At 42.8% G+C, this 12741-nt stretch carries 11 protein-coding genes and 1 other RNA gene; 6 read left to right on the top strand and 6 right to left on the bottom strand.

Annotated elements, in window-relative coordinates:
• Positions 1-21: 21 nt before the first annotated feature.
• From SD449_RS15180 to SD449_RS15170, 3 genes are all read left to right on the top strand, one after another.
• Positions 22-957, top strand: coding sequence for an RraA family protein (locus tag SD449_RS15180; protein ID WP_318311733.1), 936 nt, complete (start codon positions 22-24; stop codon positions 955-957).
• A gap of 79 nt (positions 958-1036) precedes the next feature.
• A complete protein-coding gene (locus SD449_RS15175) occupies positions 1037-3289 on the top strand; it encodes an outer membrane protein assembly factor BamB family protein (protein ID WP_318311732.1) in 2253 nt (750 codons plus the stop codon).
• 62 nt (positions 3290-3351) lie between these two features.
• A complete protein-coding gene (locus tag SD449_RS15170) occupies positions 3352-4566 on the top strand; it encodes a cupin domain-containing protein (RefSeq protein WP_318311730.1) in 1215 nt (404 codons plus the stop codon).
• A gap of 18 nt (positions 4567-4584) precedes the next feature.
• Here SD449_RS15170 and SD449_RS15165 read toward each other — a convergent pair whose 3' ends face one another.
• The 5 genes from SD449_RS15165 to ssrA form a co-directional block, all read right to left on the bottom strand.
• Positions 4585-6525, bottom strand: a complete 1941-nt coding sequence (locus SD449_RS15165; protein WP_318311728.1) for an SMP-30/gluconolactonase/LRE family protein — start codon at positions 6523-6525, stop codon at positions 4585-4587.
• 344 nt (positions 6526-6869) lie between these two features.
• Positions 6870-7808: a HipA domain-containing protein gene (locus SD449_RS15160; RefSeq protein ID WP_318311727.1), complete on the bottom strand. Its 939-nt coding sequence runs from the start codon at positions 7806-7808 to the stop codon at positions 6870-6872.
• Positions 7805-8119 (bottom strand): HipA N-terminal domain-containing protein, encoded by a 315-nt coding sequence (locus SD449_RS15155; RefSeq protein WP_318311726.1) that lies wholly within the window; start codon positions 8117-8119, stop codon positions 7805-7807. Before SD449_RS15155 ends, SD449_RS15160 begins: the two co-directional genes overlap by 4 nt.
• Positions 8088-8333: a helix-turn-helix transcriptional regulator gene (locus SD449_RS15150; protein WP_318311724.1), complete on the bottom strand. Its 246-nt coding sequence runs from the start codon at positions 8331-8333 to the stop codon at positions 8088-8090. The genes SD449_RS15155 and SD449_RS15150 overlap by 32 nt, the downstream gene beginning before the upstream one ends.
• Positions 8334-8657: 324 nt before the next feature.
• Positions 8658-9057: a transfer-messenger RNA gene (gene ssrA, locus SD449_RS15145) on the bottom strand.
• 278 nt (positions 9058-9335) lie between these two features.
• Between ssrA and SD449_RS15140 the strand changes: the two genes are divergently transcribed.
• The gene (locus SD449_RS15140) at positions 9336-10541 is read left to right on the top strand and encodes an NAD(P)-dependent oxidoreductase (RefSeq protein WP_318311723.1); all 1206 of its coding nucleotides are present in this window, start codon (positions 9336-9338) and stop codon (positions 10539-10541) included.
• Between the two features lie 78 nt (positions 10542-10619).
• Positions 10620-10889: a hypothetical protein gene (locus tag SD449_RS15135; protein WP_318311722.1), complete on the top strand. Its 270-nt coding sequence runs from the start codon at positions 10620-10622 to the stop codon at positions 10887-10889.
• 2 nt (positions 10890-10891) lie between these two features.
• Here SD449_RS15135 and SD449_RS15130 read toward each other — a convergent pair whose 3' ends face one another.
• Positions 10892-12007, bottom strand: coding sequence for an Sb-PDE family phosphodiesterase (locus SD449_RS15130; protein ID WP_318311721.1), 1116 nt, complete (start codon positions 12005-12007; stop codon positions 10892-10894).
• A gap of 166 nt (positions 12008-12173) precedes the next feature.
• On the opposite strand from SD449_RS15130, the gene SD449_RS15125 reads away from it, so the two are divergent.
• On the top strand, positions 12174-12674 hold the full coding sequence (locus SD449_RS15125; RefSeq protein ID WP_404828061.1) for a COG2426 family protein: 501 nt from the start codon (positions 12174-12176) through the stop codon (positions 12672-12674).
• Positions 12675-12741: the final 67 nt, after the last annotated feature.

Here is a 12741-nt window from a genome sequence, read left to right as displayed (position 1 = left end):
ACTCATTAAAAAGATACTATTATGTTGCGAAAAAAGTATATGATCCTAATGGTTCTTGTTGGTCTGGCAACCCAATTGATGGGTCAACAGATCAGTAAGGAAGAACTTATTTTTTTAACTCCGGAATGGAAAGGAGAACGCTTTGATGATGGAAGGCCAAAAGTTTCGGATGCTTTATTGGAAAGGATAAAATCCGTTAGTGTGGAAGAGGCTTGGGCCGTAATGAAGAATGAGGGCTATCGCTATCAAATCGCAGAGGACTGGAAAATGATCAATCCGGATAGTGTTTTGGTCGGGCGTGCGGTTACGGCAACCTTTATGCCTGGTCGCCCCGATGTTTGGAAAGCTATCGATGACCGCGGGAAAGCACAAGGCAAAAGGGGACAAAATACTTGGCCCGTGGATATTTTGGTAAAGGGTGATGTGTATGTGGCCGACCAATTTGGTGCAGATAAGGATGGCCCAACAATTGGCGACAATGTGGGCAATGCCATTTACGCCAAAACAGGCAATGGTATAGTTTATGATGGCGCTCTAAGAGATGTTGAGGGACTTATGGAAATTGGCGGTTTTACTTCCTATTATACAAGTTACGACGCTTCTCACCATAACCCTCCGGGAGATTTGAACACGATGCTCATCGGAATCAATCAACCTACTCGAATCAGGACCGTAACCGTAATGCCCGGTGATGTTGTTTTGGGCAAAATGGGCGTGGTCACTTTTATACCCGCACATTTGGCAGAAAAAGTGGCTACCGTTTCCGAAGTTGTCCGTTTACGTGATATGTTCGGGCATCAACGTATCAAAGAAGGAACCTATACTGCCGGACAGATTGATACGCGTTGGTCCGATGAAATCGAAAAGGATTTTAGCAAGTGGCTCAACGAACATATTGATGAGCTTCCTGTTTCCAGAGAGCAGATTCAAGAAATTTTGAAGAAAAGAACTTGGTAAATCCATCAAATTTTGACAAATGCCATTTGCCCTGCCGAGTGTATGAAAACTTGGTATAATGGGCTTTTTAACGATAACAATGTCAACAACTAAACTATCTTCTACGTCGTGGCCCATCTTGACCATGCTGATAATTTTGGCTACTATATTGGGATGTCAGACCCATACAAATGAAGTTGCCGAGCACACAACGTGGTCGCACTATGGAGGTAGTCCAGACCAATCCAAGTTTTTTGAGTCGCCCAGTATCACCAAGTCCAACGTTGCACAAATGCAACTGTTGTGGAGCTATCCATCAGGAGATGATCGTTTTTATTTTTTCAGCCCGATCATTGCCGACAGCACCATGTACGTTCTCGGGAAAAATAGTTCCCTAATAGCCATAAATGCCAAAACGGGTAAAGAACTCTGGATTCATACAGATTTGCCGGGAATTACCAGAAGAGGTATCAATTATTGGGAAAGTGAAGACAAAAAAAACAAGAGATTACTGTTCACGCTGAACAATTCCATTCAGGCGATTGATGCCGTTACTGGGAAATCTGTTATGGACTTTGGCAATAATGGCTATGTGGACCTTCGAGAAGGTTTAGATCGGGACCCAACTTCCATAACGAGGATACAGCCGATGATGCCGGGTGTTATCTATGATGATCTTTTGATACTCGGCTCTGCACCAGGGGAGGCCTATTTTTCCCCACCTGGTCACGTAAGAGCTTATAATGTGGTTACTGGTAAACTGGAATGGACCTTTCATACGATACCCCATCCCGGGGAATATGGTTATGAAACTTGGCCCAAGGATGCTTATAAATATGTAGGAGGTGTTAACGTATGGAGCGAAATATCGGTGGATACGGAACGTGGAATTGCCTATTTGCCCATCGGTTCGCCAACCTATGATTATTATGGCGCTGATCGGTTGGGCAGTAACCTTTTCGCCAACTCCCTGGTGGCCCTTGATGCCAAAACGGGCGAAAGACTCTGGCATTATCAGACAGTGCACCATGATCTCTGGGACTATGACCTGTCACCGGCCCCTCAACTGCTCACGGTTGAAAAGGACGGTAAAAAGATAGATGCAGTGGCCATTGCCACTAAGCACGGTTTTGTTTTTGTATTTGATAGGGTAACTGGGAAATCACTATTTCCCATTGAGGAAAAACCATTTCCCAAAAGCGAAATGCCAGGGGAGGAATCTTGGCCGACACAACCCATCACTTCGCTTCCGAGTTTTACGAGACATGAGGTGACAAAAGAAAATTTGAACCCCTACTTTTCGGATAGTCTTCGACAAGATTGGCTCAAAAGATTGGATTCTGCAAAAACTGGATTATACGTACCACCTTCCGATAAATATGAAACCATTATGATGCCCGGAGCTTTGGGCGGTTCCAATTATGGAAACACAGCCGCCGATCCCCGCAATGGAATGATGTACATAATGACCCAGGAATATGCATCCACTTACAGATTGAACAAGGTGGAACCACCAAAAAAAGAACTCACAAAAAACGATATTGATAGGGTACAATCACTTTATGGCTCTTCATGTATTGCCTGTCATGGCCCAAATATGGAGGGTGGGGCAGGACCTTCCTTGAAGAATCTTGGGCATCATATGTTCTATGAAGAGTTTAGAAATACAGTGATCAATGGAAAAGGTGTAATGCCCGGTCTGGTGCATGTGGATGAAGCTTCCTTGAAAGCCTTGTTCCAATATATTGGGGGTGATCCTGATCGCAGAAGTTTTAGACGGGGCAATCAACAGGCAGAACCAGTAGATGGCCCTGTGGTGGCTTCTGGTGGGGTAACTATACATCCAGATGCACAGCGAGGAGCCCCAATGCAGGATTACCCTGAAGGCGTGGAACATCCAGAAGACAGATATACTACCGATTACGGTCTGGATTGGCCTGGTTTGATAGACCCACCTTGGTCCTCTATTGTGGCCTATGACCTAAATGAAGGAACCATTAAGTGGCGCCGACCCATAGGTGTGGACTCGCTTTATGCGCAAGGAGACGAAACCAAAGGAGCTCCCAATGGCACCCAGCGAAAGGGCATGGTCATTACATCTACAGGTATTGTGTTTGCCACGGCAAAAGGGGGCAAGGTTTATGCGCTTGATGCCGAAAATGGCGATGTACTCTGGGAAACTACGCTAAGCCATGAGACCAATGCGCAACCCAGTATGTTTACCTTGGATGGTAAGCAATATTTGGTAATCAATGCCACTTCTGATTTTAGAAATGACAGTTACGACCACTCGAAAAAACCGGGAGCAATTGCAAAAGGCTATGTGGTGTATGGGATACCGGACAAAAAGTAGCCTATTGCATAGAGGCAGCTAACTCTATAAACCTAAAATTGAAACAATACAAATACAATGTTATGAAACCAATACTCAGTTTTTTGTTCTGTTTGATGGGCAGTATCTGCATCGCCCAAAACCTTAATGAAAGAGTGGTTCACAATGATCCTTCGACGTATAGGGAATTATCCAGTGTACATGCCGGTGCCGGTAAAATGGGTTTTACCCAATTGATTGGCCGAAATGATCTGGCCACCAATTTCCTGTACCTACATTCTGGGGTCATCCAACCTAAATCGGGTATTGGTCACCACTTTCACCATTCCATTGAAGAAATGTATGTCATTTTGGATGGAGAAGCTGAATTCACCATCAATGGTAGAACGTCCAAAATAAAAGGGCCAGCTTTGGTTCCTTGTAAGCTTGGGGATTCCCATGGAATTTATAATGCTTCAAGCAAACCTTTAAAATGGCTCAATTTTGCGGTCAGCGAGGTAAAGGCACAGGGAGGTGCGTTTGATTTGGGGGATAATCTTGCCGAAACAAAAAAAGATGATGTCCCTGTATTTGTGTCCTCCCAATTGGACACAGGTAAACTGAAACAGGACAATGAGGTTTATAAGGGAAAAGGAGTTTTATATAGACGGATTTTTAATCCAGAAATATTCCGAACAGATTGGAATCATGTTGACCATGTAGTGGTTCCCTCAGGGAGTACAACGGAAAAACGCCAATTGGAAGGGGTTGAGGAAGTATACTATATAATGAATGGGAGTGGATCGGTATCGGTCGGTTCCGCAACGGCCAAAATTCAAAAGGATGATTCGTTCCATGCTGGTTTGGGAGAAGAAATAGTTTGGTCAAGCAGTGGGGATGATGATCTTGAAATACTTGTAATTGGCATTGCACCTTCAAAAGATAGTGGACTGACGATTGCCAAACCTTTGGAAACACCCAAGGCCATGGTCCTACAAATGGATTTTGTGGTGGATAGGGAAAATGCCGAAGCCTTTGAAAAAATGTACTATTCCATCTACGTGCCTGCCATGGTTGTTCAAGACGGGTATCTCAGCTCGAAATTACTTCGACTTTTTCCAGATGATTTGGCCAAGGAAATACAGGCAGAGCCTACTACGTATAACTATCAGATTCAAATCTCCTTTGATACGGAGGAAAACAGGAGAAATTGGGTTGCCAGTGATCAACACCAAATCGCTTGGCCGGCAGCATCAGGACTTGCCAAGGAATTCAAATGGCGCGGATATGATGTTATGGGCGACGATGTACAGAATTAGATATTATCATTGACACTTTTAAAGATAATTGACATACCCTTTTCTATTGGTGTGAATCTTATACACCTTATCATAACTGACAATGTAGAGTGTTTTCATATCCTCATCCCCAAACCCTAAACTTACTGGAAATGAAGGTAGATTGATCATACCGACAAAGGAGCCTTTGGAATCAAAAATCTGGACCCCAAAATAAGTGGCCACATAAATATTTCCCATGGTGTCAATGGCCATCCCGTCCGCGCTGGAGGATTTTCCTTTACGGTCTAGCACATTTCCGGTCAAACGCAGTTCTGCAAATTTCCGACCGTTTGAAATGGTACCGTCCTTGTTCACATCATAGGCCCAGACAAAATTATCCTTTGAACTGTCTACGGGATACCAAGATTCGTCATCATAACAATTATTAATGTAGAGCGTTTTTCCGTCAGGAGTCAATAAAATTCCATTGGGCATGGCAAATTCATTGGGCTCCACCAAGCGGGTCATTTCTTTTTCAGGGGAAATATAGTAAACCGCTCTTCCGGGCTGAAATTTTTCTGCTTCCATCGTAAATTGGGGGTCCGTAAAATAGATGCCACCCTTGGTATCAGTGATAATATCGTTGGGTCCGTCTATGGGCTTGCCATTATAGGTATCCGCAATAACTTGGACCACTTGTCCGGATGTGGTCATTTCCACCACCCGGTGCCCAATCATGTCACAGACCAATAAATTGCCATTTTTATAGGGATACAATCCGTTCGCCTGCATTTTGCCTTCATTGATGTTTTGGTATGTCCCATCAGGGTCCAGTGCCACAATGGAACTCTTTTTTGGGTCGGCGTTCCAGTTTTGGTCGAAGTACATGTTGGAAAAATAGAGTTTCCCATCCATCCATTTGGGACCTTCGCTAAAAATCAGTTTAGGTTCAGTCTTAGAACCATCTATGATCAATTCTGGCTCTGCATTCTTTGGTATGATTTCATGATATCTTTCAAGTGATGCTTGTTGCTTGGCCAGATAATCTTCCCGAACGGGCCAAAAAATATCAAGTGCATCAAAACCTAATTCGCCAGCAGCGCCGGAATGGACCACATTTCCTGGAACAAGGACTATATCCTGAGGTTCCAACTCCATCTCATGATCCAAGACGGTTTCCTTGAGGGTTCCCCTTAATAGAACCGTAATCTGCTCTTCTGGATGAATGTGTGCCGGAGATTTGGAATTTGGGTCTGCCGAGACAAAACTTAGCTGCATGTCGCCTCCAGAAACCAATCTTGCATACACCCCTTCGGTAAGTTTGGTAAACTGAATATCGAAAAGGTCATAAACCTTATTGGGTACAATGGTCGGTTCATTGTTGGAAACCCTTCCCTGATTTTCCGAAGGAAGTTCATCAACCCCCATTTTTTCTAGATAATCAAACCTTATAGGGCTATAAACCTCCATCACTTTGGCCCCAGTATCTCCAGCGACAATTTCGCTTTCGCTTCCTTTTTCTTGATAAATAAAATCAATTCTCGGTGTACCGCTATGAGTACCATCCGGTTCTTCCCGTTCCCTTGTCATCATTTTATACGTAGTATTCCCATCTCCAATGAAATCGATGGAACCCTCTGTTACAATCAAAAATCTATCCGCAGGCAAGTTCTCTTTTGGTACGGTCGAGTTGGGTTCCAGTTCCAATGAACTGACCAAATTTCCATTTCCCCAGAAAATTTTGGCCGTTACCCCGGGATACAACTGCAAACTGTCCAAATCTTGGAAATTTATGGATGTTCCCACTTCCAAATTGGTAGCCACGGTAGTGGAAGGAAGGTCGGGCAGTTCCCTTACGGTGAGCCCATATTCCTCAATCAATTCCCTATTTCGCTTTTCCCATTTTGGTTTGACCGAAGAGTCACAGCTACAGTTTAAAATTAAAATAATGCTCAGTAAACTAGGAAGGGCTTTCATTAAATGGGAAGTACGTAACATATACAATAATTATCCTTGAAACTTTGGTTTCAATGTGATTTAATACATATTAAATATACGGTAAAAAGGCTTGTGTCTTCCCCTTATTTTCCTTTAAAAGAGGATGTTTATTTTGTCCATAGATTACTTTTTTACGGTTATACCTTGAACATGGAAAAAGTATGGACTACACATGGATTTACAATTAACCAATAAAAAAGTATTCATCCTGGAGGCACTAGAACCCACCTTTGGAAACCTCAATAAACAAATGCTTTTCAGCCTTTAGAAAATTTATGCTCACCGAATAGATGACTTTTATAAATGAAGGGAATGTTTACTTAGAAGAGTACTTAACTCTAAACCTATTTGATTCGATTTAGCCTTTCTTCAATTAGAGTATTGAATTTCTTTTTTTGTTCTTCCTTTAAAAAGCTTCCATCAATTAAAGAAGGCCATTTTTTTACTCCCGCTACCATTCTGCCCCAAAGGTTTTCCATTGCCTTTTGAGGAACGCGAGCTTTGGCCATTGCCATATCGAAATCTTCTTTTGAGATTTTCCTTTTTTTACCGTTCAAGGTCAAGGCCAACTCCTCAGGATCATCAGGTATCAATAATTGGGCTGAAATCATATCATAAGCAGGAGCCAAGGAGTAAGATTTTCCATTCTTTGCAATAAGAGAGAAGTTTTTAAGATGCATGTCATTATTTCCAATCAAGAATGATACAATGACCTGTTCATAAAATCGGACTACATCGAATAATGGGTTTTGTGAGTAGGCCATTATGGCTTTGGCAATCTGTTCGTAAGAACCTCTGTATTTATGTTCAGTGAGGCGTTCTGTTAACTGGCAAGCATCTTCCATGGCAAATTTGTTGCCTTTTGCATCCCGATCTATTCTTCTGGTCAGATAGGCCAAATGCCCATCTTTTAGTGGAATCAACAAAAAAGGTACCGTGTCAATGCCACATGCCTGTGCCAACAACATCGATAATGCTTCCGTCTCAGGCATTTGAGGATATTCGGAAAAGGGTGGTTTTAAAATGTATCTTCCGCTCAAAGCACCGACAATGGTCAGCCTGGAATTGTTTTCTTGGGTAAAGCCCAATGAAAGTTTGGGTTGAACCCCAGATACAATGACGCGTTGGGCCACATTTACTTTGGCCAGTTCCTCAATTTGTGAAAGTTCATAATCCAATGCAAGTACGGGCGTGTCTTTTTGCCAAAAGGACTTTAGGCAATCTGGGTGATATAGTTTCTCTTCAGAGGAAAGGTGTTTTTGACAGGCTAGACAGTTGCTCATTTTTCCAATACACTTATGTTGCCGATACAATCTTTACAGGTGGCCAATAATAGCCCCATACGGTCCCGTGGATTTAGTTTCCAATTCTTTTGTGCTATGTTCAATAGCCACCCTTCGGGAATCAATCCATCAAAAAAAGAAAACAAAAAATCTGAATGAAATGGTTTCTCTTGCAAGGGCAATGTCAGGGAAACAGCAAAGGGATTTTCTGATTTCAGATATTCATGGGAATAGGCAAAGTGATACCCTTCCTCATCTTCCATTAGGATTCCTGCCAAATTATTGTTCACCCAAATTTCTCCTTGTCGCATCACTTATAGGTGTAGGGGTTAATTCATGTCCAAAGAATAAAAGTACCTGATTGATCTTATCCGTCATCAAGTTGGGTTTTCCTTGCTCCAATTCACGGACAAATCGTAGCCCAACTCCAGTGGTATCTGAAAGCTCAACTTGGGTCAAGTTAAGTGCTTTACGTCTTTTCCTGATAAATTGAGCTATGGGATTATTTCTATTCCAATCATCCATAATTATACCTTAACGGGTGCAATATATATAAAATAATTCAAATTATACCTTTTAGGGTATAAAATATGTTTTTTTTATAATAGTTATACCTTAAAGGGTATAAAAATAAGAATGTGTCAAATGAAACCAAACGAAATAAAAAAAACTGCAAATCACTAATTTACAGGTTTAATGTGTTGTTTTGATGGTGTTCTAGTGGAGCCGGAGACGACCGAGCGTTAAGAAAAGGTCTTGCAGACCTTTTTAGTAAAGGGGCGTGCTGGTAGCGTTGGCCTTCGAATCCCGTAGGGAGAACGAAAAAAACCACCCTAAGGTGGCTTTTTGAAGTGGAGCCGGAGGGATTCGAACCCTCGTCCAAACAAGCAATAACCATGCTTTCTACATGCTTAGTATCTGTTTAGTTTTCGATGCACACCTGACCAAATACCGCCTAATGTACACTTATCTTCTTTAGGTTTTAGAGGTGTCGCCAAAGCGAGCGGACACCCTTGTGTTGACTTTTTTGGTGCTCCTAAACGAATCGCCGTCAACAAGGGCTATTCAGGAACATCTCGCTTCCCTACCTTGTAGGGACGAGGCAAATCCTACTATAATTCAGATTATGCGGCAAGAGCGTAATTATTATCGCCAATTAAAAGTGTGAAACATGAGATTAACGAGCTGTATCCCAGCGCTCGGCATGCTTACATCGCCATTGGTCTTGCTGTCAAAACCGGTCGGCCCCATAATGAGATGTCATTCCTGCGAAGGCAGGAATCTCTCACTTTTTTTTCAAAGAACTTGCCTGCACTGAGCGCAGTCGAAGTGTGGGCGTTACCAAAACGTCGCTTCGCAACATTTCGGTCGGGCTATCGGCTGTACATGCCTGCCTGCCGCAGGCAGGGTACCTGCCTCTATCCCTAACGCGGTCGGCAAAGGTAACGCATATCCATCAAACAATAAAAAGTTTGCTTACCCTGTCTTTTCCCCTTATTTTGGTCAACAATTATACCAAAATATCATATGAAGTTCGGAATCATCAGAGAACGTAAAAATCCGCCAGACCGCAGAGTAGTGCTATCACCAGCGGCGTGTCAAAATGTCCTTTCCAAATATCCAAAAGCCGAAATTTTGGTGGAATCGTCGCCCATTCGCGTATTTGCCGATAAGGAATATGCAGATAAGGGTTTGCCTGTGGTTGATAGCTTGGAAACCTGTGAGGTACTTCTCGGCGTCAAAGAGGTTCCCATCGATGCATTGATTCCCAACAAGAAGTACTTTTTCTTTTCCCATACCATAAAAAAACAGCCCTACAATCGGGAACTGCTCCGAGCAATTTTGGACAAAAACATCGAACTATACGATCACGAAGTTATTACCAACGCAAAAGGGGCCCGTTTGGTTGCCTTTGGCCGCTACGCAGGTATCGTTGGTGCCTACAATGGGTTCAGGGCGTATGGATTAAAGTTCAATTTGTACCAATTGCCAAAAGCCGAGTCCTTATTGGATCAACAGGCTCTCATTGCCGAACTCAAAAAAATACAACTGCCCAATATCAAAATATTGCTCACGGGAAAGGGAAGGGTGGGCAATGGAGCCAAGGAAATGTTGGACGCCATGGGGTTGACGCACGTTTCGCCCAGTGAATATATGTCCAAAACCTTCAACGAGCCGGTATATTGCCAAATAGACGTGTCACAGTACGTAAAAAGAAAGGACGGCAACAAAGGTAGTAAAGCTGACTTTTTCCAGAACCCAGAGGCCTACAAGTCCGATTTTTTCCGCTTTGCCAAAGTAACCGACTTTTATATCGCTGGACATTTTTATGGAGACGGGGCGCCTTACTTGTTCACCCGTGAGGATGCCAAACAACCGGAATTCAAGATTAAGGTCGTGGCCGATATCAGTTGCGATATCGATGGTCCTGTAGCTTCCACCATTCGGGCCTCGACCATTGCAGACCCCATTTATGGTTATAATCCCAAATCCGAAACAGAAACCGATTTTATGGCTGAAAATGCCATTGCCGTAATGGCCGTGGACAACCTACCGTGCGAGTTGCCCAGGGATGCAAGCGTTGGTTTTGGAGAAGCATTCTCCAAACATGTGATTCCGGCATTCTTCAACGACGATAAAGACGGTTTGCTCGAAAGGGCACGCATGACCCAAAATGGAAAGTTGACAACACGTTACGCCTATCTTCAGGACTACGTGGACGGCAAAGAATAACTGTTGAACCAAAAACCATGGTCAAACGTCGGTAATGGGTTGTTTTTTAGTATCTTGTTTGTCCTAATTCTCAAAAAAGTGAAGTTCAATTGGGTATTTTCTGGAGATGACAATCCAGCAATGCAACGCCTCTGTATAGATATGGAATACAGCCTCCGACCAAGGATTATGAGGTTCTTGCTATCAAAATTGGACATGGATGCAGATTTCTCCCTATTTCATTTTGATGTCAATGTCGATAAAAAATGGGTGTCCATCTCGGAAAAGACCCCAAAGGAATATATCCGCAAAATATTGCCGGACTTTGACCGGACCATCAACGGCACTCCATTTACTTCCGTGGCCTAAGCCTAATTTTCCAACCTTATGTTCCAAGTAACGACAGGGTGTTCCTTGGGTGCCACGTAGGCACCCAACGCCTTTAGCTTGATGGTTAGGTCCGATATTTTTTCAAGGGTTTTGATCTGTAGTGTTTTGGTGCCCCCTGCAGGTATGGTAAAAACCGGAGAGCTGGAATAAAAGGTATATGGCATTTGATTTTCAAAGATTAGATCGCTGCTGGTCACGTTTTTCAAGGTAACCTCCAATATTGTGGTATTGTCAATATACTTGGCTTTTTCAAATTTGATGGAGGCATTCAACAGTGGAACCAAATTTTCTTCTTTCCCCACCAATAATGAATTAAAAACAGCAACGGTCCTTCCTTCAAATAACGCTTCCTTCATCGATTCAATACTCCTTTCTTTGGCAAAAACAAGCGTTATGGGCCGGGTATGTCCCTTTTCCACATAATCCCAATCAATCAGTCCATGGATATCGCTGGTGCCCATAATGGTCAGATTGTTTTCAAGGGCAAGTGTTAAGGATTCTTCGGAGTAATCTCCTGTATTGATGACCTCGATACCGTGCAGCTCTCCTTTTTTGATCCGCTCTATTTGAAAATCGCTCAAAATAGGGTTTCCTTTTGGTGACTGCGCATACCATGCCGGATGGTTCCAAAACACAAATGCACCTTGTTTTTTGGCTTCACCGAACGATTGCTCGGCATCTTCCAAGAGCAGTTTATTGGCGTCTGTAATAAATATGGCATTGTTGTGCCCGATCGGGGCTTGTCTTGTAATTTCTGAACCATGGACCAGAATAAGTTCGTGGTCCTCGGCCTCTTTTAGGGCAATTTCGTAAGATCGGTTCCTGTTAGGGTGGGGAATATCCTCCTTGTGGGGCTGGTATTCGATATGTTCGGTCAATGAAATCACATCCAAGTTGTCCCGTAATGCCTCCATTACCCGGATATTGGGCCACACATTGCCATCGGAAAAAACAGTGTGTTGGTGAAGGTCGGTTTTCAAGGTGATGTATCCAGGGATATTTGGAAATTCCAGTGCTCTGGAACTTTGATGAGAATGTTCTTGGGCAAGAAGGGATGAAACAGCTAGGAAAGCAATAAAAATAGGTTGGATTTTCATATCATCGGTTTTATCAAAACTATGAAACCTTTGATGATGTATCAATCGCCGACAAAACATTTTACAAACTGTTAACCTGAGGGTAAAGTAGTTAAGTCCTATAGCTGTGAAATTGGATTTGGGAGAAATCACAATTAATAAATATTTAAGGAGGAACACAGTAGGTATGCGCAAATTCCTTGGTAGCTTTGCAAGCTTAAGCCTTGACACCTTGCACATCGATTTGATCATAGCGGCATTATGGAGCCTTTCACCTTTTGGAGAGGCCAAAGTGGGCATACCTTACGGCATGTACCAAGGTGTGAACGAGTACCTTGTTTTCGTTGTTTGCTTCGGTGCCAACGTGTTGGTGTTTCCCATGATGATGTTCTTTTTGGAGTATGTTAACCGTCATTTGATCAAATGGCGTTTCTATAAAAAGTCCGCAGTCTTTGTTGGACAAAGGGCCAAAAGAGGATCGGGAAAAAAAATTCAGCGCTTCGGTTTTTTGGGCATCGTACTTTTTGTGATGATTCCATTACCGGGAACAGGAGTGTATGCCGGTAGTATTGCCGCTTACCTCTTTAAAATGAAAAAACGTGAAGCTTTCGCGGCCAACACCATAGGTATTTTCTTTTCTTCAGTAATAATTTGGGTGGCCACTTTAATGTCCATGGAAGGTATTTGAGACAATAGTTTATTGGATTTTTACCTATCATACGTCCAGATTTATTTATTTTGGCAACTTCATTATA

The sequence above is a fragment of the Flagellimonas crocea genome (genome assembly GCF_033441595.1).
Lineage (GTDB): Bacteria > Bacteroidota > Bacteroidia > Flavobacteriales > Flavobacteriaceae > Flagellimonas > Flagellimonas crocea.
Note: the sequence above shows the minus strand (reverse complement) of the source record. Positions and strands in the feature narration are given on the sequence as shown.